This window comes from Ornithinimicrobium kibberense (assembly GCF_006519705.1).
Lineage (GTDB): Bacteria > Actinomycetota > Actinomycetes > Actinomycetales > Dermatophilaceae > Ornithinicoccus > Ornithinicoccus kibberensis.
This window is the reverse complement of the sequence record NZ_VFXM01000004.1, coordinates 52,154-74,780: the sequence shown is the minus strand read 5'-3', so window position 1 is coordinate 74,780 and position 22,627 is coordinate 52,154. Positions and strand designations below refer to the sequence as shown.

The 22,627-nt window shown below is 73.0% G+C and carries 20 protein-coding genes and 1 tRNA gene; 16 read left to right on the top strand and 5 right to left on the bottom strand.

Annotated elements, in window-relative coordinates:
• Positions 1 to 7: 7 nt before the first annotated feature.
• Positions 8 to 1,039: an L-glyceraldehyde 3-phosphate reductase gene (mgrA, locus tag FJR00_RS04305; protein WP_141337609.1), complete on the bottom strand. Its 1,032-nt coding sequence runs from the start codon at positions 1,037 to 1,039 to the stop codon at positions 8 to 10.
• Between the two features lie 67 nt (positions 1,040 to 1,106).
• Here mgrA and FJR00_RS04300 point away from each other — a divergent pair, with 67 nt between their 5' ends.
• Both FJR00_RS04300 and FJR00_RS04295 read left to right on the top strand, forming a co-directional pair.
• Positions 1,107 to 1,433: an ArsR/SmtB family transcription factor gene (locus tag FJR00_RS04300; protein WP_141337608.1), complete on the top strand. Its 327-nt coding sequence runs from the start codon at positions 1,107 to 1,109 to the stop codon at positions 1,431 to 1,433.
• A gap of 1 nt (position 1,434) precedes the next feature.
• On the top strand, positions 1,435 to 1,920 hold the full coding sequence (locus tag FJR00_RS04295; protein ID WP_141337607.1) for an SRPBCC family protein: 486 nt from the start codon (positions 1,435 to 1,437) through the stop codon (positions 1,918 to 1,920).
• Positions 1,921 to 2,001: 81 nt separating this feature from the next.
• Here the strand turns inward: FJR00_RS04295 and FJR00_RS04290 are convergent.
• Positions 2,002 to 2,088: transfer RNA gene (locus FJR00_RS04290), tRNA-Leu, on the bottom strand.
• Between the two features lie 131 nt (positions 2,089 to 2,219).
• On the opposite strand from FJR00_RS04290, the gene FJR00_RS04285 reads away from it, so the two are divergent.
• The 7 genes from FJR00_RS04285 (at position 2,220) to pknB (ending at position 11,079) form a co-directional block, all read left to right on the top strand.
• Positions 2,220 to 3,119 carry a hypothetical protein gene (locus FJR00_RS04285; protein ID WP_141337606.1) on the top strand — a complete coding sequence of 300 codons (900 nt, stop codon included), beginning with the start codon at positions 2,220 to 2,222 and terminating at the stop codon, positions 3,117 to 3,119.
• A gap of 133 nt (positions 3,120 to 3,252) precedes the next feature.
• Positions 3,253 to 4,143 carry an FhaA domain-containing protein gene (locus tag FJR00_RS04280; protein WP_141337605.1) on the top strand — a complete coding sequence of 297 codons (891 nt, stop codon included), beginning with the start codon at positions 3,253 to 3,255 and terminating at the stop codon, positions 4,141 to 4,143.
• Positions 4,144 to 4,614 carry an FHA domain-containing protein FhaB/FipA gene (locus FJR00_RS04275; RefSeq protein ID WP_141337604.1) on the top strand — a complete coding sequence of 157 codons (471 nt, stop codon included), beginning with the start codon at positions 4,144 to 4,146 and terminating at the stop codon, positions 4,612 to 4,614. It begins immediately after the preceding gene.
• Positions 4,615 to 4,626: 12 nt separating this feature from the next.
• Complete coding sequence (locus FJR00_RS04270; protein WP_141337603.1) at positions 4,627 to 6,060, top strand: PP2C family protein-serine/threonine phosphatase; 1,434 nt, start codon at positions 4,627 to 4,629, stop codon at positions 6,058 to 6,060.
• A complete protein-coding gene (locus tag FJR00_RS04265) occupies positions 6,051 to 7,442 on the top strand; it encodes an FtsW/RodA/SpoVE family cell cycle protein (RefSeq protein ID WP_141337602.1) in 1,392 nt (463 codons plus the stop codon). Before FJR00_RS04270 ends, FJR00_RS04265 begins: the two co-directional genes overlap by 10 nt.
• Positions 7,439 to 8,896, top strand: coding sequence for a peptidoglycan D,D-transpeptidase FtsI family protein (locus tag FJR00_RS04260; protein WP_141337601.1), 1,458 nt, complete (start codon positions 7,439 to 7,441; stop codon positions 8,894 to 8,896). Before FJR00_RS04265 ends, FJR00_RS04260 begins: the two co-directional genes overlap by 4 nt.
• Entirely contained in the window at positions 8,893 to 11,079 is a 2,187-nt protein-coding gene (pknB, locus tag FJR00_RS04255) for a Stk1 family PASTA domain-containing Ser/Thr kinase (protein ID WP_141337600.1), read from the top strand. Before FJR00_RS04260 ends, pknB begins: the two co-directional genes overlap by 4 nt.
• A 45-nt stretch (positions 11,080 to 11,124) precedes the next feature.
• Here pknB and FJR00_RS04250 read toward each other — a convergent pair whose 3' ends face one another.
• Entirely contained in the window at positions 11,125 to 11,925 is an 801-nt protein-coding gene (locus FJR00_RS04250) for a DUF881 domain-containing protein (RefSeq protein WP_238330295.1), read from the bottom strand.
• 56 nt (positions 11,926 to 11,981) lie between these two features.
• Here FJR00_RS04250 and FJR00_RS04245 point away from each other — a divergent pair, with 56 nt between their 5' ends.
• Positions 11,982 to 12,245 carry a cell division protein CrgA gene (locus tag FJR00_RS04245; RefSeq protein ID WP_141337599.1) on the top strand — a complete coding sequence of 88 codons (264 nt, stop codon included), beginning with the start codon at positions 11,982 to 11,984 and terminating at the stop codon, positions 12,243 to 12,245.
• Positions 12,246 to 12,529: 284 nt separating this feature from the next.
• Here the strand turns inward: FJR00_RS04245 and FJR00_RS04240 are convergent, their stop codons facing one another.
• Together FJR00_RS04240 and FJR00_RS04235 are read right to left on the bottom strand one after the other, a co-directional pair.
• Positions 12,530 to 13,501 (bottom strand): rhomboid family intramembrane serine protease, encoded by a 972-nt coding sequence (locus FJR00_RS04240; protein ID WP_141337598.1) that lies wholly within the window; start codon positions 13,499 to 13,501, stop codon positions 12,530 to 12,532.
• 16 nt (positions 13,502 to 13,517) lie between these two features.
• Positions 13,518 to 14,036, bottom strand: a complete 519-nt coding sequence (locus FJR00_RS04235; RefSeq protein WP_141337597.1) for a peptidylprolyl isomerase — start codon at positions 14,034 to 14,036, stop codon at positions 13,518 to 13,520.
• 117 nt (positions 14,037 to 14,153) lie between these two features.
• On the opposite strand from FJR00_RS04235, the gene FJR00_RS04230 reads away from it, so the two are divergent.
• The 6 genes from FJR00_RS04230 (at position 14,154) to FJR00_RS04205 (ending at position 22,513) form a co-directional block, all read left to right on the top strand.
• Positions 14,154 to 15,755, top strand: coding sequence for a hypothetical protein (locus FJR00_RS04230; RefSeq protein ID WP_141337596.1), 1,602 nt, complete (start codon positions 14,154 to 14,156; stop codon positions 15,753 to 15,755).
• A gap of 353 nt (positions 15,756 to 16,108) precedes the next feature.
• A complete protein-coding gene (locus FJR00_RS04225) occupies positions 16,109 to 18,406 on the top strand; it encodes an acyltransferase family protein (RefSeq protein ID WP_141337595.1) in 2,298 nt (765 codons plus the stop codon).
• Positions 18,407 to 18,461: 55 nt separating this feature from the next.
• Positions 18,462 to 19,679: an ATP-grasp domain-containing protein gene (locus FJR00_RS04220; RefSeq protein WP_141337594.1), complete on the top strand. Its 1,218-nt coding sequence runs from the start codon at positions 18,462 to 18,464 to the stop codon at positions 19,677 to 19,679.
• Positions 19,669 to 20,712, top strand: a complete 1,044-nt coding sequence (locus FJR00_RS04215) for a hypothetical protein (protein WP_141337593.1) — start codon at positions 19,669 to 19,671, stop codon at positions 20,710 to 20,712. The genes FJR00_RS04220 and FJR00_RS04215 overlap by 11 nt, the downstream gene beginning before the upstream one ends.
• On the top strand, positions 20,709 to 21,899 hold the full coding sequence (locus tag FJR00_RS04210; RefSeq protein ID WP_141337592.1) for an alpha/beta hydrolase: 1,191 nt from the start codon (positions 20,709 to 20,711) through the stop codon (positions 21,897 to 21,899). The genes FJR00_RS04215 and FJR00_RS04210 overlap by 4 nt, the downstream gene beginning before the upstream one ends.
• A gap of 62 nt (positions 21,900 to 21,961) precedes the next feature.
• Positions 21,962 to 22,513 carry an NYN domain-containing protein gene (locus FJR00_RS04205; protein ID WP_141337591.1) on the top strand — a complete coding sequence of 184 codons (552 nt, stop codon included), beginning with the start codon at positions 21,962 to 21,964 and terminating at the stop codon, positions 22,511 to 22,513.
• The last annotated feature ends 114 nt before the right edge of the window (positions 22,514 to 22,627 follow it).

The window sequence follows — 22,627 nt, the reverse complement described above, 5'->3', positions numbered from 1 at the left end:
AACAGGCTCAGCCCAGGCGGGCCCCCCGCCACAGGTCGATGCCGGAGTCGACCGCGTGCCGGTCGATGAGGGCCAGCTCGTCCTCGTCGAAGCTGATCCGGTCGAGGGCGCCGACGTTCTGCTCCAGCTGCTCAGGGCTGCTGGCGCCGATGAGCACCGAGCTCATCCGCTCGTCGCGCAGCGTCCACGCCAGCGCCATCTGGGCCAGCGTCTGGCCGCGCCCGGAGGCGATCTCGTCCAGCGCACGGAGGTGCTCGACGGTCTCGTCGGTGATGAGGTCGGTCGACAGGCTCTTGCCCTGGGTGGCGCGGGACCCCTCGGGGATGCCATGCAGGTACTTGTCGGTGAGCATGCCCTGGGCCAGCGGGGAGAAGGCGATGCAGCCGGCGCCGACCTCGTCGAGGGTGTCGAGCAGGGCGTCCTCCTCGGTCCAGCGGTTGAGCATCGAGTAGGACGGCTGGTGGATGAGCAGCGGGGTGCCCAGGTCCTCGAGGATGGCGGCCGCGCGGCGGGTGTCCTCGCTGGAGTAGCTGGAGATGCCGACGTAGAGCGCCTTGCCCGACCGCACGATCGCGTCGAGCGCCCCCATCGTCTCCTCCAGCGGCGTCTCCGGGTCGGGGCGGTGGTGGTAGAAGATGTCGACGTAGTCCAGCCCGGTCCGGCGCAACGACTGGTCGAGGCTGGCGACGAGGTACTTGCGCGAACCGCCGATCTGCCCGTAGGGGCCGGGCCACATGTCCCAGCCCGCCTTGGTCGAGATGACCAGCTCGTCGCGCAGCCCGGCGAAGCTGCGGCGCAGGTGACGGCCGACGTTCTCCTCCGTCGCCCCGTAGGGAGGCCCGTAGTTGTTGGCCAGGTCGAGGTGGGTGATGCCCAGGTCGAAGGCCTTCCGCAGCAACTGCTCCTGGCGCTCGAAGGTCACGTCGTCGCCGAAGTTGTGCCAGAGGCCCAGGCTGACCGCGGGCAGCTGGAGGCCGGAGCGGCCCACCCGGCGGTAGTGCATCGTGTCGTAACGGGTCGGGTCGGGCGTGTACGTCATGGCCCCAGTGTCGCGCAGCCACCCGAGCCCTTGACAACATACAACTGATTGGTTGTATGTTGTTCCCATGAACGGGACGAGCGAGGACCGGGCGGACGCCCTGTTCCACGCGCTCGCCGACCGGACGCGGCGCGACATCCTGCGTCGCGTGCTGGCCGGCGAGCACTCCGTCTCCGCCCTGGCGGCGAGCTACGACATGAGCTTCGCCGCGGTCCAGAAGCACGTCACCGTGCTGGAGCGCGCCGGCCTGCTCACCAAGCGTCGCCGTGGCCGCGAGCAGCTGGCCAGCGGCGACGTGGAGGCGGTCCGGTCGGTCGCCTCGATGCTCACCGAGCTCGAGGGGATTTGGCGGGGCCGCATCGACCGCATCGACGCACTGCTCGAGGAGAACTGACATGCCCGTCACCGACGTCACCCAGGACATCGACACCCGCACGCTGACCATCACCGCCGAGTTCGCCGCCCCCGTGGAGAGGGTCTGGCAGGTGTACGCCGACCCGCGCCAGCTGGAGAAGGTGTGGGGCCCGCCGACCCACCCGGCGACCTTCGTCGAGCACGAGCTGACGCCCGGCGCCCGCTGCACGTACTACATGACCGCCCCCGACGGGCAGCGCTACGGCGGGTGGTGGCAGATTACCGAGGTCGACGCCCCGCACCGGCTCACCTTCGACGACGGCTTCGCCGACGCCGAGCTGAACCCGGTCGACACGGCCCCGGTCTCGCACAACGTCTACACCTTCGAGGAGGTCGACGGCGGCACCCGGGCGGTGTACGTCTCGACCTACGAGTCCGCGGAGGCCCTGCAGCAGGTCCTCGACATGGGCGTCGTCGAGGGGTCGCGGCTGGCGATCAACCAGATCGACGGCCTGCTGGCGGCCTGAGCCGACGCCACCCGGCCCCGCCTCCACACCCGGGGCCGGCACGACGAAGCCCCCGGACCTGGAGGACCGGGGGCTTCGTGCTGGTGCGCGAGGGGGGAGTTGAACCCCCACGCCCTTTCGGGCACACGGACCTGAACCGTGCGCGTCTGCCTATTCCGCCACTCGCGCGAGTGCCGAGCAACAGTAGCACGCAGGCGGAGGCGCCCAGAAATTCGTGGCAGCCGCGATCCCCCGGAGTCGCACCACCCGTCCTGCCGGTCGGCGTAGTAGGGTCAAGGAGCCGCACCCCAGGAGGAACCATGGACCGTCCCCAGCGTTCCCTCGTCGCCGCCCTGTCGGCCGCCGTCGTCCTCGCGGGGTGCGGCTCGGCCGGGGGTGGTCCTGAGGACACGACCCCCACCGCGGTGGCGGGCGTCACCACGCCGGGCCCCGACGGCGGCGACGACACCGGTTCGCCGGATCCCGGCACGACTGGAGGCGATGGGGCAGACGCCGCCACGACGACGACGGCCGATACCGCGGCCGACAGCACCTCGGCCGCGGACTACCCCACCTACCCCGAGGACTACGCCCAGGCCCTTGTCGAGGCATGGGCGGACGGCGACTCGGCCCGGGTCGCGGAGCTGACCGTCGACGAGGTCGGGCTGGCCATGGGCACCTGGACCACCGATGCGGCGTGGGGAACGACCCGGGTGGACTCCCTCGACGGCCACGGTGACGTCGGACTGCGCCGGTGGGCCGTCTACTACGAGCATCCGTCGGGCGCCTCGATGACGGTGACCGTCGACGGGGACGAGCTGGGCGGGCAGGACGCCGTCGTCGGGCTGGATTACTACCTGGGGGGTGCGGCCGCGGACGCCTTCGAGCGCACGGACAGCCCCGTCAACGACTACGTCGACACCTTCCACCGGGGGATCGTCGCCCGGGACGCAGCGGTGCTGGAGCGCCTGGGCACCGACCGGGCCACGCAGGAGGCCCTGGTCCACGACCCCGCCGTGGACGAGAGTTCCGTCATCACCGACCACGGCTTCCTGTCCTTCGAGGACGAGCCCCTGCACATGCTCTACCACGTCACCGGCCCCCAGGACGCCAGCCCCGATCTCACCCGGATGCTGGACCTGGACCCACGGACCGCGACCGACGGGGGCGACGACGGCGTCCTGCGGCTCAACGTCCTGACCGACTGGCGCTGGACCTGACCCGGCCGCCTGCCGCGCCCCTCGAACAGGCCACCGACCCGCAGGTCCAGCCCGTCCCCAGACCTGGACAGTACGATCGCACGGGCGGCGTCTGCCGCCGCGACCGACCGTACCGACCAGACGAGGAGAGGCCGTGGGAGTCTTCGACCGGCTCGAGCGGGGGCTCGAGCGCGCCGTCAAGCAGCCCTTCGCCCGGGTCTTCAAGGCCGAGGTCCAGCCCGTGGAGATCGCCTCGGCCATGCGCGGGGCGATGGACGACCGCGCCGCCGTGCTGGGACCGGGCCGCACCATGGTCCCCAACGTCTTCACCATCGAGCTGGCCGAGTCCGACCACGAGCGCCTCAGCTCCTACGAGCGGGCGCTGACCGACGAGCTGGTCGCCGCCGCGGAGGACCACGCGGACGCCCAGCGCTACGTCGCCCCCGGCCCCTTCGAGGTCCGTCTCGTCGCCGGCGAGGACCTGGAGACCGGCATCTTCCGCGTGCGCCCCGCCGCCAAGGACGGGCGGGCCGGCGCCCGCGGCGAGGACCGCGGACGGTCCGCCCCCTCCCCCGACCAGGGGTATGCCGCCGCGTCCGCCGGTCCGTCAACAGCACCCCGGCGACCTGGGGGCGAGGGCCGCGACGACGCTCGTGACGCCGGCCGCGACGAGAGCCGCGACGAGGGCCGCACCGCCCAGTTCAGCCACGAGCCGGCGCCGGCCCCCAGCCGCCCGGCCCGGCCCCGGCGGCCGCGCCCCTCGCTCGAGGTGGACGGACGCCGCATACCCCTCACCGCGGCGGTGACGACCCTGGGGCGGGACCAGACCACCGCCGACGTGGTGCTCGACGACCCCGGTGTCTCCCGGCGGCACGCGGAGGTGCGGATCACCCACGACGGACCCCACCTGCAGGTGGTGCTGCGCGACCTCGGCTCGACCAACGGCACCTACCTCAACGGCGACCAGGTCGGCTCCGAGGAGCTGCGCGACGGCGACCGGATGACCATGGGCCGCTCGACCGTGGTCTTCCGGCTGGAGGGGTGAATGGGTGAGCTGACCCTCAACCTCGTCCGCCTCGGGGTCATCGTGCTGCTGTGGGCGTTCGTCTTCTCGGTCGTCGGCGCCCTGCGCAGCGACCTCTACGGCACGCGGGTGCTCTCCCGCACCGCCGGGCGGCCTGCCCGCAAGGAGTCGCGCGGCGAGCGCCGGCAGCGCCGCAAGGAGACCCCCACGCACGTGGTCGTCACCGAGGGCAGCCTGCGCGGGACCTCCGTGCCGCTGCACGAGTCCGGGCTGCTCGTGGGGCGCAACCCGGAGTGCTCCCTGGTGCTGACCGACGACTACGCCTCCGGGCGCCATCTGCGCGTCTACCCTGGCGCCGACGCGTGGTACGCCGACGACCTGGGCTCGACCAACGGCACCCTTGTCGACGGCGAGCGGATCACGACCGGCGCCCGGCTGGAGCCCGGCTCGCAGATCCGGATCGGCCAGACCGTCCTCGAGCTGCGGCGCTGACCCCCGGTCCCCATGGTCGCCTTCCGCTACGCCGCCCGCAGCAACCTCGGGCTCGGCAGCAAGTCCCGCAACGAGGACTCCGCCTACGCCAGGCCCGAGCTGCTGGTGCTGTGCGACGGCATGGGCGGGCACGCGGCCGGGGACGTGGCCTCCTCCCTCGTCGTCGGCGAGCTGGTGCACCTCGACGGTGAGTCGCACGGGGCCGACGACGCCCTCGACATCCTCGAGCGGGCGATCGAGGAGGCCAACGGGCGGCTGGCCGACGTCATGGACGTCTACCCCGACTCCGACGGCATGGGCACCACCTGCATCGCGATGATGCGCGTGGGCACCAAGCTCGCCGTGGCCAACATCGGCGACTCGCGGGCCTACCTGCTGCGCAAGGGCCGGCTGACCCGGATCACCAAGGACCACTCGTTCGTCCAGAAGCTGCTCGACGAGGGGCGGATCAGCAAGGACGAGGCCCGCCACCACCCGCAGCGGTCGCTGGTCACCCGGGTGCTCACCGGCCGCGAGGAGGACGCCCCCGACCTGTCGCTGCGCGAGCTGCACACCGGCGACCGGCTGCTGCTGTGCAGCGACGGCCTCTCGGACTACGTCGCGGAGGACACGATCGCCGAGCTGCTCGGCCAGACCGACCGGACGCCCGGCCAGGTGGCCGACCAGCTCGTCCAGGTGGCCCTGCGCGCGGCGGCCCGCGACAACGTCACCGTCGTGGTCGCCGACGTCGTCCACGCCGGGGCCGGCACGACCAAGCCGCAGGTCGTCGGCGCCGCCAGCGAGCGCCGCGGCGCCCAGGTCATCAGCCAGCTCACGCCGGCCGAGAAGGCGGCCATGCTCAGCCGGGAGGCCTCGGGGGCGCCGGCGGAGTCGCCGGTCCTGGCGGAGGAGGAGCCGGCCGGGCCGTGGGTGCGCTGGCTGCGCCGGGCGCTGGTGGCCACCGCCGCCCTGCTCGTCGTCGGCTTCGTCGGCTGGGGCGCGTGGACGTGGAGCCAGCAGCAGTACTTCGTCGGCGAGGAGGCCGGCCGCGTGACGATCTTCCGCGGCGTATCCCAGGACCTGGGCCCGCTGGACCTCAGCCACACCGAGGAGCGCACCGACCTGGCGGTCGAGGCCCTGCCGACCTTCTACCAGGACCAGGTCCGCCGCACCCTGTCCGCCGACGACCGGGCGGGCGCGGACACGATCGTGGCCGAGCTGCGGGCCCTGGCCGGTGCGGACTGCGTGCCGGTCGTCACTCTGCCCGACGGGTCGGTGACCACCGAGGTGCCCGACGACGCCGTGGCGGTGACGGTCGCCCCGGGCACGCTGCATACCGCCCCCCTGGGCCGGCGGCTGGACACCGGCGTGGGCCTGGGCAGCGGGATCGTCGCGCCGGACACGGCCGCCACCACCGACGACGCACGGCCGACCGTGCAGGTGCTGTGGCCGGAGGGATGCCCGTGAGCGCCACCGCCCCCACGCCGTCGACCGTCACCAGCCTGCGCGTGCGCAGCGGCCGGACCGTCGAGCTCCTGCTGACCCTGTTCGCGCTGGTCGTCGTCGGACTGGCCTACGTCAACGTCCAGCTGGCGACCGTCGGCGAGGTCCCGCAGCTGGTCTGGTGGCACCTGGGCACCTACGCCGGCATCGTGCTGGCCCTGCACCTCGTGCTCCGCTGGCGGGCGCGGTATGCCGACCCGCTCCTGCTCCCGCTGGCGACCCTCCTCAACGGGCTGGGGCTGGTGATGATCCACCGGATCGACGTCGGCACCGGCTCGGAGGTGGCCGCCCGGCAGCTGGTGTGGACCGGCCTGGCCGTGCTCGCCGCGGCCGCCACCCTCGTGGCCGTGCGCGACCACCGGCTGCTGCGGCGCTACACCTACCTGGCCATGGCCGCCGGCTTCCTGCTCCTGCTGCTGCCGATGCTGCCGGTCGTGGGCCAGGAGATCAACGGCTCGCGGCTGTGGGTGCGCCTGGGTCCGCTGAGCCTGCAGCCCGGCGAGCTGGCCAAGATCATGCTGACGATCTTCTTCGCCGGCTACCTGGTGAGCACGCGGGACGCGCTCTCCCTCGTGGGCCGGCGCTTCCTCGGCCTGCAGCTGCCGCGGGCCCGGGACCTGGGCCCGATCCTGGTGGCCTGGGGCCTGTCGGTAATGATCCTCGTCCTGCAGCGCGACCTGGGCTCCTCGCTGCTGTTCTTCGGGCTGTTCGTGGCGATGCTCTACGTGGCGACCGAGCGGATCAGCTGGATCGTCATCGGGATGAGCCTGTTCGTCGGCGGCGCGTTCCTGGCCTGGCAGGTCTTCGGCCACGTGCAGGCGCGGGTGACGCTGTGGCTCGACCCCTTCGCCCCCGGCCAGTCCGACCAGGTGGCCAAGGGGCTGATGGGGCTGGGGCACGGGGGGATCTTCGGCACCGGCCTGGGGGAGGGCTATCCCTACATCACCTACTTCGCCAACAGCGACTACATCGTCGCGGCGTTCGGCGAGGAGCTGGGCATGGTGGGCCTGTTCGCGCTGCTGACCCTCTACGCGCTGCTCGCCGAGCGCGGGCTGCGCACGGCCATCGGCGCCCGCGAGGGGTTCGGCAAGCTGCTCGCCGCGGGCCTGTCGTTCACCCTGGCCCTGCAGGTCTTCGTCGTCGTCGGCGGGATCACCCGGGTCATCCCCCTCACCGGGCTGACCACGCCGTTCCTGTCCGCCGGCGGGTCCTCGCTGCTGGCCAACTGGATCATCGTCGCCCTGCTCATGCGGGTCAGCGACCACGCCCGCCGCCCCGTCTCCGAGCGCCGCCAGGACCCGACGAAGGACCTGACCCATCCCCGCGGGGAGGTCCGCACCCGATGAACACCCCCATCCGCCGCCTGGCCTACGTCGTCCTGGCCATGTTCACCGCGCTCCTGCTCGCCTCGACCTGGATCCAGTTCGTCCAGGCCGACGACCTGCGCGAGCGGCCGAACAACCGCCGCACCCTCATCGACACCTACAGCCGCGAGCGCGGGGCGATCCTCGTCGACGGCGACGCCGTGGCGCGGTCGGTGGCCACCGACGACGACCTGGAGTGGGAGCGCCGCTACGACCAGGCCACCCGCTACGCGCACGTCACCGGCTACTGGTCCTTCATCTACGGCGCGGGCCTGGGGCTGGAGCGGGCCCGCAACGGCGTGCTCGCGGGCACCGACGACAGCCTCTTCTACCAGCGGCTGGTCGACGTCGTCACCGGTCGCCCGCCGCAGGGCGCCTCCCTGGAGCTGACGATCGACCCCCAGGTGCAGGCGGCCGCCGCCGAGGCGCTCGGCGACCGGCGTGGCGCCGCGGTGGCCATCGACCCCGCGACCGGGGCGATCCTGGCGATGGTGAGCCGGCCCGCCTTCGACCCCAACGCGCTGTCCAGCCACCAGCTCAACGCGGTCGAGCAGGCCTACGAGGAGCTCTCGCAGGACCCGTCCCGGCCGCTGGTCAACCGGGCGCTCGCCGGCGACCTCTACCCCCCGGGCTCGACCTTCAAGCTGGTCGTGGCGGCGGCCGCGCTCGAGAGCGGGGAGTTCACCCCCGACAGCGAGCTGGAGGGCGGGCTGACCTACACCCTGCCGGGGACGACGACCGACCTGCCCAACTTCGGCGGCGCGGCCTGCCACCCGGAGGGCACCCCCAGCCTGGCCCGGTCGGTGCAGGTCTCCTGCAACACCTCCTTCGCCTGGCTGGCCGGCGAGCTCGGCGCCGACGCCCTGCGCGAGCAGGCCGAGGAGTTCGGCTTCGGGCAGACGCTGCAGGTCCCCATGACCGCCACGCCCTCGACATACCCCGAGGACCCCGACGACGCGCAGACGGCGCTGACCGGGATCGGGCAGCACGAGGTGCGGGTCACGCCGCTGCAGGTGGCGATGATCTCCGCGGGGATCGCCAACGACGGCGTGGTGATGGAGCCCTACCTCGTCGACACCGTCCGCAACCGCGACCTGGAGGTGGCCGAGCAGACCGACCCGCGGGCGCTGTCCCGGGCCGTCTCCGGCGCCACCGCCCAGGAGCTGACCGACATGATGGTCTCCGTCGTCGAGCAGGGGTCGGGCCAGCTGGCCGCCGTGCCCGGGGTGTCCGTGGCCGGCAAGACCGGCACGGCGGAGTTCGGCGACAGCGGCGCCGCGCACGCATGGTTCACCGGGTTCGCGCCGGCCGACGACCCGCAGATCGCCGTCGCCGTCGTCGTGGAGTCGGCGACCGACAACTGGACGGGCGAGACCGGCGGCCGGGTGGCCGCACCCATCGCCCAGGCCATGCTCGAGGCAGGAGTGAGCCCATGACCGACCCCACCCGGCCGACGCCCCCACCGTCGGGGCCCGAGACGCGCGTCCTCGGCGGACGCTACGAGATCGGCGACCTGGTCGGCCGCGGCGGCATGGCCGACGTCCACGTGGGCCACGACCTGCGCCTCGGCCGCACCGTGGCCATCAAGATCCTGCGCACGGACCTGGCCCGGGACTCCTCCTTCCTCGCCCGCTTCCGCCGCGAGGCCCAGGCCGCCGCGGGCCTGAACCACCCCTCGATCGTCGGCGTCTTCGACTCCGGCGAGGAGACGGTGCACGAGGCGGGCGGCGGTGCCGCCGTCCACGTGCCCTACATCGTCATGGAGTTCGTCGAGGGCCGCACGCTGCGCGAGCTGATCAACGAGCACCGGGTGCTGGACCCCGACGAGGCCGCGCGGATCACCGCGGCGGTGCTGGCCGCGATGGAGTACGCCCACGACCGCGGGCTGGTCCACCGCGACATCAAGCCGGCCAACGTCATGGTCACCGAGGCCGGGGCGGTCAAGGTCATGGACTTCGGCATCGCCCGGGCCCTCGCCGACACCGCCGCCACGATGACCCAGACGCAGGCGGTCATGGGCACGGCGCGCTACCTGTCCCCCGAGCAGGCCCAGGGCCTGGACGTCGACGGCCGGTCCGACCTCTACTCCGTGGGCTGCCTGCTCTACGAGCTGCTGGCGGGCCGGACGCCGTTCCAGGGCGACCCCGTCTCGCTGGTCTACCAGCACCTCGGCGAGGCACCCAAGGCCCCGTCCACCCACGAGCGCAGCCTGCCCCAGGCCCTGGACGCGATCACCCTGCACGCCCTCGAGAAGGACCGGGACGAGCGCTACCAGACGGCCGGGGAGTTCCGCGCCGACCTCAACCGCGCGCGGGCCGACGAGCCCATCTCCTCGGGGGCGCAGGCCAGCTACGCCCGTGCTCTTGGGATCGCCGGGGCCGGGGCCGCCGCGGCCGCCCGCGCCCGGCGGGGCGACCCCGGCTCCGGCGACGAAGACACGCAGGTCGTCCGCCCCGCCGAGGGGGACGACACCCGGCGGTGGGGAGCCGGGGCTGCGGGCGCCGCCGCCGGGGCGGGTATGGCGTCCGCGTCCGCCTCGGGGGGTGGCGCCGCGGGCGGTCCTCCCCGCGACGGGGGCGACGCCACGGACCCGGGCCGGTGGGACCGCGCGTCGAGCGCCTACGCCTCGGACGACGACCGCTACGAACGCACCGACGAGATGCCGGTCCGCGAGCGGCGCCACCGCGGCGCCGCCCTCCTGCTCGGCATCCTCGCGCTATTGGCCGTGGCCGGGATGTCCTGGGTGCTGTGGCAGGTCGTGGGACCCGGGTCCGAGGAGGAGCCGGTCCTGGTCACGGTCGTCGACACCGTCGGGATGACCGAGCCGGAGGCCCGGACCACGCTCACGGGGCTGGGCTTCACGGTGGACTCCGAGGAGCGCAACAGCGACGCCCCCGTCGACGAGGTCATCGAGCAGGACCCGCCCAGCGGCCAGCTCGAGGAAGGCTCGGAGGTGCTCATCGTGGTCTCGGCAGGGCCGGAGGCCATCGAGGTCCCCGACCTGCTCGACATGGAGGAGCAGGCGGCCCGCGACCTGCTCGAGCGGGAGGGGTTCACCAACGTCCGCGCGGAGGCCGAGGAGGTCCACGACCCCGACGTCGAGGAGGGCCACGTCGTCAGCACCGAGCCGGAGCCCGGTGACGAGGTCGAGCCCGACCGCGAGATCGTGCTGACGGTCGCCAGCGGCCAGGTCGAGGTGCCCGACGTCGTCGGTCTGTCCAGCGACGAGGCGGCGGTGGCCCTCAACCGGCAGAACCTGGCCTACACCTTCGAGAACCGCCGGACGGCCGAGGCCGACCCAGGGACGGTCCTGGAGCAGTCCGTCGACGAGGGCGAGCTCGTCGACCAGGGCGAGGAGATCGTGCTGGTCGTGGCCGCCGAGCCCGTCCTCGTGGAGACCCAGACCGTCGAGCGGACCGTCACCTCCGAGCCCACGCCGGAGCCGGAGCCCGAGCCGACGGACGGCCCGACGGACGAGCCCGATCCGAACACGCCCGCGCCGACGGACACCGAGCCCACCACCGACCCGCCGACCGACGAGCCGGGCCCGCCGGTCGAGCCGACCGACCCGCCGGACGGGGCCGGACCGCCGTTCGTGCCGCCGGGGCAGCGGGACTGAGGGCCGTCTCCTGCCGTGCGCGGACGTTCTCGGGCGTGCGCGACGTCAGTCGTTGCGGGTGCTGTCGATCTCCTCGACCTCGCCGGGCAGCTCCACCGGGGTGGCGTACTGGGGTCGCAGGCTGCCGGCGTAGGCGGGCATCTCCATGCTCCCCAGCTCGGTCACGGCATACCCCAGCCCGATGAGCTCGGCCCAGTCGCGGTAGGTGCTGACCGTCGGGTCCTCCTCCAGCGCCGCCAGCATGGCGTCGGGGTCGCCGACGGCGGTGACGGTGTAGGGCGGGGAGTAGACCCTGCCCTGCAGGTAGAGGGTGTTGCCGACGCACTGGACCGAGCTGGTGGCGATGACCCGCTGGTCCTGCACCATCATCGCCTCGGCCCCGCCGGCCCACAGGGCGTTGATGACTCCCTGGAGGTCCTGCTGGTGGACCACGACGTCGTCGACCGAGTAGCCCTCGGGCAGCGTGTCGAGGCTGTAGCCCGCGTCGTCCAGGGTGACCTGCACGGCCGGGCCTTCGACGGGACCGAGGCCGACGGCCGGGGCCAGCGTGTCGGCGGCCCGGTTGAGCTGACGGGTCTGGCTCGTGTCGACGGCCGCCTGGAGCACGGAGACCTCCTCGCGCAGCTCCTCGGCCCGCTCGGTCAGCTCACGCACCTGCGAGTCGCGGGCGGTGATGAGGCTCGGCAGGTCGTTGACGCTGCCGACGGGGGGTCGCTCGCGGGCGAGCGAGGCGCTCGTGCCGAAGAGGAGCCCGGCGAGCAGGAACATGACGGTGACGCCGACGGTCCTGGTCGGACGCCGGGCCGTGACCGGCCGGTCCCCCGGCTCCCCGCTCGCGCTGCTCATCCCCACCAGCGTATCCGCGTATCCTGACCGTCACCCGAACCGACGAAGGAGACCCCGTGCCCGAGTCCCGAGGCCGAGAGGGCGCCAGGGAGCGCGCCCGCCGGGCCAGCGAGCTCAACACCCAGAGCAAGGCCCCCGCGTCGAACCCGCCCTGGTTCGTCCCGCTCATGAGCGGGCTGATGATCGTCGGCGTGCTGTGGGTGGCCACCTTCTACGTCACGTCCGGGATGTGGCCGATCGCCGCGATCGGCTACTGGAACCTCGCCATCGGCATGGGCCTGATCATGGCGGGCTTCGTCATGGCCACCCGCTGGCGCTGACGGCCCGGTCCAGCAGCCGGCGACGGCCCAGCGCCGCGCCGAGTTATCCACAGGCTGTCCACACACTGGGGATGAATCACACCGTTGTCATTCATTTCTGTGGATAACTCGCGCGGGCCTGTGCATGGGCCGCCGCCCCGCCGCCCCGCTGACCGGCCGACCCGACCGGCTGACCCGACCGACCACCTCGCGCGACCGATCGTGGCGCCAGGGGCCTGAAGTCGCCCGGCGACCCGACGGATCCCCATGGCGCTGCTCGCCGGCGTGCCCCCTGCGGAACGCTCTCAGCCGGTCAGCGTGAACGCCCCGGCGCCGAGCACCTGGACGATGCGGAAGACCCCGAGGCCCAGCAGCACGGCGGCCAGGCCGACGAGTCCGGGCCAGAACATCGCGCGGCGGCGCACGGCCTCCTTGTCCCGCCCGGGTGCCGAGGTCAGCAGCAGCAGGCCGCCCAGCGCCGCCCCGGTGACCGCACCCCCGATGTGCGCCTCCCAGGCGATGCCGCTGACGAAGAACGGCAGCGCGAGGTTGATCCCGATCATCACCAGGAGCGCGGTGGGGACCTGGCCCTGCCGCACCAGCAGCACGACATACAGGAGCAGCAGTCCGAAGATCGCCCCGGACGCCCCCACCACCTGCACGAACCATCCCGGCTCGAGCGGGCTGAGCAGCAGCACGCCGATGGACCCGCCCACGGCGCTGAGCAGGTAGACCAGCAGGAAGCGGACCCGGCCCAGCGCGCCTTCGAGGGTGGGCCCGAAGGCGTACAGGATGTACATGTTGAACAGGATGTGCAGCAGCGAGGTCGGCGAGTGCACGAAGGCGGAGGTGATGAACCGCCACGGCTCGCTGCCGGCGAGCACGCCGACGAAGGACAGGTCGCGGGTCAGCCCGGGCACGAGGCGCTGCCCGAGGTACACCGCGACGCACAGGCCGAGGATCGTCCAGGTGACGACGGGCGGGCCGTCGGCGACGCGGGCGCCGAACCGGGTGCGCGCCGTGGGGGTGGTGCGCGCACCCTCCTTGACGCAGTCGACGCACTGGATGCCGACGGCGGCCGGCCGCTGGCAGTCGGGGCACGTGGGGCGCCCGCACCGCTGGCAGCTGACGTAGGAGACCCGGTCCGGATGGCGTGGGCACGTGGGCGGGTCCGCCGCCCCACCGGACCCAGGGGTATGCGGCCCCGCGCCGTCACCGGGGCCGGTGGCCGGTCGGGGGTCCGCGGGGTCGGGGCCCGGTGGAGGCGGGGAGCTCACGTGCCGCGGGGTCGGGTCAGCGCTCGACGCTGACGCGCTCGATGACGACGGGCTCGACCGGCTTGTCGTTGCGGCCGGTCTCGACGGCGGCGATGGCGTCCACGACGTCGCGCGAGGGCTGGTCGGCGACCTCGCCGAAGATCGTGTGCTTGCCCTGCAGCCAGGTGGTGGAGTCGACGGTGATGAAGAACTGCGACCCGTTGGTCCCCTTGCCCATGCGCTTGCCGGCGTTGGCCATGGCGAGCATGTAGGGCTGGTTGAAGTTGTGGTCGGGGCTGATCTCGTCGTCGAAGGTGTAGCCCGGTCCGCCGATGCCCTCGCCCATGGGGCAGCCGCCCTGGATCATGAAGTTGGGGATGATCCGGTGGAAGGTCAGGCCGTCGTAGAACGGCTGCGGGCTGGTGCGCCCGGCGTCGTCCTTGTACTCCTTCTCACCCGTGGCCAGTCCGACGAAGTTGGCGACCGTCTTCGGCGCGGCGTTCTCGAAGAGGGTCAGGTTGATGTCGCCGTGGTTGGTGTGCAGCGTGACGTTCATGGCGGACAGTCTCGCACGAGGCTCCGACGCCCCCGGTCCCGTGGCGACCCACCCCCGGTGGAGTTGTGTCCGGCGACGGTGCAGGATGGGAGGCAGACAACCGAAGGAGGAGCAGTCGTGTTCTTCAAGACCGACGCCGAGCGTGCGTCCGCCCAGGCCGCCAAGGCCCGATCCGACGCCGGGGAGGCTGGCAGCATCGCCGCCACGGGGGCCCGCAACCTCGGTGCCGCCGTGCTGGCGACCCTGGCGGAGGCGACCGCCCCCAAGGACGACAGCAAGGGCCGCAAGCACGCCCAGAAGGCCCGCGCCAAGGCGCTCAAGGCCGCCACCCACGACCGCGAGGCGGCCGCCAAGGCCGCCTCCAGGGCCGCCGAGCACGGCCGCAAGGCCACGGACCTGGGGCTGGCCGCCGCCGACCGCTCGACGAGCAAGCTGACCAAGGACGCCCGCAAGCGGGCCGAGAAGGCGAGCAAGGTCGCCGGCAAGAAGGCCAAGAAGGCGAACAAGAAGGCGGAGAAGTCCGCCGGGCGTCTGGCCGCGCTGGCCGGCACCGCCGCCGTCGGGGCCCGGTCCGGGGCCAGCCACCTCGCCGAGGAGACCCGCGAGCGCGGCAGCCACCTGGCCGACAGCGCACGGGAGCGCGCCGGGCACCTCGCCGAGCGCACCGCCCCGCTCACCGCGGACGCCAAGGAGAAGGCCGGGGCCAGCGCCGCCATGCTGGCCGCCCTCGCCGCCGCCGCCCGGGAGAGGGCCGAGGAGACCCGGAACCGCGCGGTCCTGGGGATGGACCACGGCATCGACGTCGCCGTCCCCCGCGCGCAGGAGGGGGTCGCCGCCGTCGGACCGCGCGTCGACCACCTGCGCGACGTGATCAACGAGGAGCTGCTGCCCAAGATCCAGGCCATGCTGGGCGACGTCCAGGCGGGCAAGGACCGGGTGCTGACCCAGGAGGAGGGGCTGGCCGCCGCCGTCACCGGATCGCCCAAGAAGCGCAAGAAGAAGGGCGGCGTGCTCATCGCCCTGGGTCTGCTGGCCGCCGCCGGTGCCGCCCTGGCCTGGTGGCTCGGCGAGCAGGAGAAGGCTCCCGCCAAGGACCCGTGGGCCTCGCAGGCCGGCGGCGCCGACCCGTGGGCGAGCCGCACCCCCACCAGCTCCGGCACGACGCCCGAGGTGGCGGGTGCCTACGCCCCCGCCACGTCGACCACCGGCACCGCCGACGTGTCGGGCAGCGCCACCAGCCCCAGCTCGCAGAGCTTCGGGGTCGGCAGCGCCGCCGGGGCGGGAGCTGCCGGCACGGCCGCCGCCACCACCGGAACCACCGGGACCACCTCCGACAGCGGGTCCTACGAGCAGCCGCGCATGCTCGACTCGGAGGAGATCGACGAGCTCGCCAGCGACGAGCCGACGACCGCCGACGAGCAGGCGCCCGGCGAGTCCCCGACCGAGGAGATCGCGTCCGCCCGTGCGCACCACGGCGAGCCGGTCGCCCACGAGAGCGGGACCGCTTCGGACTCCGACGACGACTCGGTCGGCCACGAGGAGGCCGAGGCTCGCGACGAGGCTGACAGCGCCACCTGGTCGGGCGCCATCGACCGGTCCGACCCGGACGACCGTGCCGGCCTCGGCACCGGCCCCGACGTGGACGCCGACCCGGCCCAGCCGCCGCTCGACCGCCCCGAGGCCGAGCGCCGCTACGACGACCGGTCCACCGGCATCTGACGAGCGGCCTGCCGGACGACCGGCACCAGCGCCACGACCGAGGGCGTCCTCCATCAGGAGGGCGCCCTCGGTCGTCGCATGACCGCTTCCGGCCCTCCCCGGGGCCACAGCCCGTCACGCCGCACCTCGACACCGGCCCCCCCATGTGCCCGCCGAGGACGACCGACACGCGCGCGCCAGCCAAGGCGGTCACGGCAACCTGGTGCCCGACCCTGCGACACACCGGGCGATGGCGGAGTGACGGGTGTGGTGCGAACCTACGCTGGGTCCGACCGCCGCAGCTCGGGGAACAGGTCCTGCCGTCCGGAGGCAGCGACCGCCCCGCCCCGTGGTCGTGAGGAGGTGCGCGGCCGATGTCCCTGCCCGCACACCTGCCCGACGAGACCGAGGTCGCGCCGGCACCCCCCGCTCCGCGCGGTCCCGAGGCGCTGCGCTCCCAGCCGGCGCGCACGGCATACCCCTCCACGCGGACCAGGACCGGCTCCGGGCGCACGAGCAGCGCCAAGGGGCGCGGCCGCAGCGGCCGGCGCCGCGGGCCCGAGGGCGTCTCGCCCCGGCCCGGGTACATCCCCGGGCTGGACGGCCTGCGCGCGATCGCCATCGTCTCGGTGCTGCTGTTCCACTTCCTGCCGACGACCCTGCCCGGGGGCTACCTCGGCGTCGACGTCTTCTTCGTCGTCTCCGGCTTCCTCATCACCACGCTGCTGCTGCGCGACGTCGCCCGGCGCGGCAGGCTGGACCTGCTGAACTTCTGGAAGCGCCGCGCCCGACGCCTCCTGCCCGCCCTCGTCCTCGTCGTCCTCGTCAGCGTCACCGCCGCCCGCATGGTCGGCGGCGACCTGCTCGTGGGCATCGGCCGCCAGGCGCTCGGGGCGCTGACGTTCACGACCAACTGGCTGGAGATCGGCGCGGGGGCCAGCTACTTCCACAGCACCTCGCCGATCCTGTTCATCAACTTCTGGTCGCTGGCCGTGGAGGAGCAGTTCTACCTGCTCTGGCCGCTCGTGCTGGCGGTCGGGCTGGCGCTGACCCGGACGACCCGGCAGCGGCTCTACCTCGTCGGCGGGGTGGGGCTGGCGTCGACGATCGCCATGGCGGTCATGTGGTCGCCCAGCGAGGACGCCACCCGCGTCTACTACGGCACCGACACCCACCTCATGGGGCTCATGGCCGGGGCCGCCCTGGCGATCGCGTGGGCCGACCCGACCCACCGGGCCGGGCTGCGCAGCGCGGTATGGCGTCGCTGGCGGTGGGCGGCCGTGCTCGGGGCCCTGGTCGTGCTGGGGGCGCAGCTGCGGTGGATGGACGAGGGCTCGGCGCTGACGTTCCGGGGCGGCTTCCTCCTCGCCTCGTTGGCGACCGTCGTGCTCGTGGCCGCCCTGCTGGAGTCCGACGGCCTGTGGCGCTCGACGATGGAGCTGGCGCCGCTGCGGTGGGTCGGCGAACGGTCGTACGGCATCTACCTGTGGCACTGGCCGGTCCTGATGATCGTCGGCGCGGTCTTCCCCTACGCCGTCGGCACCACCCGCGGCTGGGTCGTGCTCGGCGGGGCGCTGGTGCTGACCCTGGTCATGACCGAGCTGTCGCTGCGGCTCGTCGAGCGGCCGGTGCGCAAGCACGGGTTCCGGCGCTCGATCCGCCGGGCGACCCGATGGGTGCGCACGCCCTGGGAGACCAGCCGCACGCCGCGGATCGTCGCCGGGACCCTGGCGGCCATGGTGCTGCTCACGGCGGTCGCGGTGGCCACCGCCCCGGAGAAGTCGCAGACCCAGCAGCAGATCGAGGAGTCCGAGGCCCGGCTCGGGGTCACCGGCGGTGCTGCCGACGGCGGGGACGACGCGGCCGGGGACGGGGGCGCGGCGGACCTGGACGCCGGCGACACCGGGATCGCCGCCGGGCAGGCCCTGGGGACGGCCGGGGACGAGGGGGCCGCAGCCAAGGATGCCGCCAAGGACGGGTCCGACGCGAAGGACGGCGCGAAGGACGAGAAGGACTCCGGGGACAAGGACAAGGACACCGACAAGGAGACCGACAAGGCCGCGGCGAAGGACGACGAGGACGGCGACAAGGAGGAGCCGGCCGACGCCGAGCTCCCCGAGGGTGCCGTGGTGGTCAACGGCTCGTCCTTCGCCCCCGACGCCGACGACCTGCTCGTCCCGGCGGGGGAGGAGATCACCGCGATCGGCGACTCCCTCGTCGTCACCAGCGCCGACGGGCTGACCTACCGCTTCCCGGGCGTCGCCTACGAGGCCCGGTCCAACCGGCAGTGGCACGACACCCTGGCCGTCATCGAGGAGTCGGTGGCCGCCGGCACCGTCCGCGACAACGTCGTCCTCCACCTGGGCACCAACGCCGGGGTCGACGAGACGGCCCTGCGGGCTGCGCTGGAGGCGTTCGGGCCGGAGCGCAACGTGGTCGTCATGGACCTCTACGTGCGCAGCTCCTTCGTCGACTCCTCCAACGAGACCATCCGCGAGGTCGTCGCCGACCACCCGAACGCGGTCGTCGGCGACTGGAACGGCACGATCAGCCAGCAGCCGCAGGTGCTGCAGTCCGACCAGGTCCACCCGGACATCGAGGGGATGCACGTCTACGCCGAGGTGGTGGCCCGGGCGTTCGACGAGCTCGCCCGCGGCGCGCAGAAGGACTGACGCGGCGCGGCCGCATACCTCTCCCCGCGGCCCCCGATGTGGCAGGCTCGACCTCGTGAACATCGTCTTCGTCGAGCCGCACTTCCCGCGCAACCAGCGCGAGTTCCCCCGGGCTCTCGCCGGGACGGGCGCCACCGTCATCGGCATCGGGGAGACGCCGCTGGACTACCTGGACGACCAGCTCAAGGACTGGATGGTCCACTACGAGCAGGTGGGCTCGGTGACCGACCTGCACCAGATGACCGAGGCGGTCCGTCGGGTGCAGGGCATGGTCTGGGTCGACCGGCTGGAGTCGACGATCGAGTCCCACCAGATGGTCGCCGCGCAGGTGCGGGAGGCCCTCGGCATCCCAGGCACGTCGGTGCGCACGACCTGGCTGTGCCGCGACAAGCCCTCGATGAAGGAGGCGCTGCGCCGGGCCGGGGTGCGCACCGCGGCCACGGTCGGCGCCGACGACGCCCAGCAGGTGTGGGACTTCGCCCGGGAGCACGGCTACCCGATCATCCTCAAGCCCCGCGACGCCGCCGGGGCCGCCGACACGCGCCGGGTGGACGACGACAGCCAGCTCGCGGCGGCCCTGGACTCCATGGGGCACTACAGCTCGATCGCCGTCGAGGAGTTCATCGAGGGCCACGAGGGGTTCTACGACACGGTCAGCATCGACGGCCAGATCGCGCTGGACTTCGCCTCGCACTACTACCCCAACGTGCTGGAGGCGATGCGCACGCGCTGGATCTCGCCGCAGTTCGTCGCGACCAACCGGGTCGACGGCGGCGGCCTCTACGACGAGATGCGCGAGATGGGCACCCGGGTCAACGCCGCCCTGGGGATCGGCACCTCCGCCACGCACATGGAGTGGTTCCACGGGCCCAAGGGCCTGGTCTTCAGCGAGATCGGCTGCCGCCCGCCCGGCGTGGGCTGCTGGGACCTCTACAACGCCGCCAACGACATGGACGTGTATGCCGCGTGGGCCGAGGCGGTCGTGCACGGTCGCATCAGCCAGCAGCCCTCGCGCAGCCACTCCGCCGGGATCGTCGCGCTGCGGCCCGACCAGGACGGGGTGATCAGCGGCTACACCGGGCTGGAGGAGGTCGAGAACCGGTTCGGACGGTGGATCATCGACGCCAACGTCCCGGTGGCCGGCACCGGCACCCAGCCGGTGGAGGCCGGCTTCATGGCCAACGCGTGGGTCCGGATGAAGCACCCCGACTACGACCACCTGCGGTTCATGCTCGACGAGGTGGGTCGCGTCGTGCAGGTCCATGCCGGCTGACCCGGTCCCGGAGGACCTGACCGCCGACCCCCGGATCACCCTGCTCGGACCGCAGCGCACCCCCCGGATCGGGCAGGTCGTGGCCGACCTCGGCCTGGCGGGGCGCCGGTTCGCCACGATCACCACCGGGTGGCGCGACCGCGAGGCCGACGACGCGCTCCTCGCCGAGCAGCTCGGCCACCGGTGCGTCAACCTCGGGCTGTGGCAGCTCATGCAGGAGGTCTGGGAGGCCGACCCCGAGCTGGCCGAGGCCGACCGGCGCCGCCGGCTGGTGCACACCGAGATGCAGGAGCTCTACCTCATCGGGCTCGAGCAGGCCGTCGAGGCCCTGCGGCGGATCCGGCAGCACACCCCCCGTGACCCCCGGGTCGTGGAGCTGGCCGTCGAGGACGTCCTGTCGATCATGCGCGAGATGGACGTGCGGCACCTGGAGCGGGTGGGCGATCTCAACCACGAGTTCTACGCCCGGTGGGAGCCGCACCACCGCGACGCCGTCGTCACCGCCCGGTTCCACGTCGGGCGGCTCGTCGCCGACACCGAGGCGGTCGTGGTCACCGGCGGGCACGTGGGGGTGCTGCTGGGTGCCCTGCACCTGTTCAACCTCGGTCCGGCGCTGGCCGCGCCGTCCGACGTCGAGCCCAGCACGCCGTTCGACCGCAGCGGCGGGCCGGACCTCGGGCCGGCCCCGCGGCTGCTGCGGCCGATCATCGCCTGGGGGGCCGGTGCGATGGCCGTCACCGAGCGGGTGCTGCTCTTCTACGACGACCCGGTGGCCGCCCCCGGTGTCTCCGAGCTGCTCATGAACGGCCTGGCGCTGACCCGGGGCGTCGTGGCCCTGCCCTCGCCCCGGGAGCGGCTGCTGATGCGCGACCAGGACCGGATGCGGATGCTGGCCGCCCGGACGGCCCCGTGGACCGCGCTGCTGCTGGAGGAGCGGGCCCAGGTCACGCTCACCGCCGACGGCCGGCTGCCCGCAGGGGCCCGGGTCCTGGGCGCCGACGGTCTGCCCCACGACCTGGAGGGAGCAGCGTGAGCCTGCCCACGCCATACCCGATCGCGCCGCGCCCGAAGGGCAAGCTGGCCATCAACCGCCTGCGGGAACGGGCCCCGCTGACCGACGCCGAGGTCGAGGAGTTCCTCGCCGAGCACGAGGTGCCCGTCGTCGAGGGGCCGCGGAGCACCTTCCTCTACCGGGGACAGGCCGACGCCGTCGCGGTGCTGCACCGGATCGTCAACCAGCCGCAGCACGTGCCGATGAAGCGGCTGGACGTGCTCGACGGCGACCCGCTGTGGTACGTCACCATCGAGCTGCCGGCGCACTCGCGGGTGGAGTACCAGCTCGAGGTGCGGCAGGGCGCGGCCGTCGAGGCGGTCAACGACCCGCTGAACCCGCACGTCGCGCACTCCCCGGTCGGCAGCTCCAGCGTCTGCCAGGCGGCAGGCTACGAGACGCCGACGTGGGTGCTGCCCCAGCCGGAGTCGAGGCCGGGGGAGCTGATCGACTGGGACCTGCCGTCGAAGGCGCTGCGACGGACCACGCACAACCGGGTCTACCTGCCCGCCCGGTTCCGGCGGTCCAGCTCCTACCCGTTGCTCGTCGTGCACGACGGGGACGACTACATCACCTACGCGGCGATGAAGACGGTCCTGGACAACCTCATCCACCATCTCGACATGGCCGAGACGATCGTCCTCTTCTCCAACCCCGGCGACCGGCTCAGGGAGTATCCCAACCACGCGCCCCATGCCCGGCACGTCACCCGCGAGCTGCTGCCGGCGCTGGAGGAGGAGCTGCCGGTCGTGCGGCGGTCGGACGCGCGGGCGCTCATGGGCGCCAGCTTCGGTGCGGTGGCCTCGCTGTCGACGGCCTTCCGCAGCCCCGACACGTGGGGCAACCTGTTCCTGCAGTCGGGCTCGTTCGTCTTCACCGACATCGGCTCCGACCACGGCGGCGGGCCGGCGTTCGACCCGGTGGTGAAGTTCATGAACCGCTACCGGGAGCGGCCGCGCCGGGTGGCCGACCGGATGATGATCACCTGCGGGGTCTACGAGCCGCTCATCGTGCCGAACCGGTCGATGGTGCCTGTCTTCGAGTCCACCGGGGCGCAGGTGCGGTATGTGGAGTCCCGCGACGGGCACTCGTGGGAGAACTGGCGCGACCGGCTGCGCGACGGGCTGTCCTGGATCTTCCCCGGCCCGCAGAAGCTCGTCTACGAATGATCGCAGACGATAGGGCTATCTCGTGTTTTTCGTAGATCAACCGATATCAACCTAGGAGAGAGATGAGCACCTCGTACCTGCTGGTGGACGGCGAGAACATCGACGCCACCCTCGGCAACAGCATCCTGGGGCGTCGGCCCCACCCGGAAGAGCGTCCGCGGTGGGACCGGCTGCTGAGCTTCGTCCAGGACACCTGGGGCAACCCGGCCAAGGGGCTGTTCTTCCTCAACGCCAGCTCGGGCCTGCCAATGTCCTTCGTCCAGGCGCTGCGGGCGCTGGGCTACACGCCGGTGCCGCTGTCCGGGCCGGCCGAGGAGAAGATCGTCGACATCGCCATCCAGCGCACGCTGGACGCGCTGGCCGAGCGCGAGGACGACGTCATGCTCGTCTCGCACGACGGCGACTTCCTCGCCTCGGTCGAACCGCTGCTGGACGGCACGCGGCGGGTCGGCCTGGTGGCGTTCGAGGAGTTCCGCAACTCGGGGTTCACCGACCTGGTGCACCGCGGGATGGAGTTCTACGACCTCGAGCACGACACGCGGGCGTTCAACTCCACGCTGCCGCGGATGCGGATCATCCCGATCGAGGAGTTCGACCCGGCGCAGTTCCTCTGAGAGGGACTGCCTCCCGGCGGGGACGTCCCTGCCGGGAGGTCGCGACGCGACCGCATCGTGACCTGCCGGTGCTTCCCCCCGACCCTCGGCCGTGGCACTCTTGGAAGGACCAAG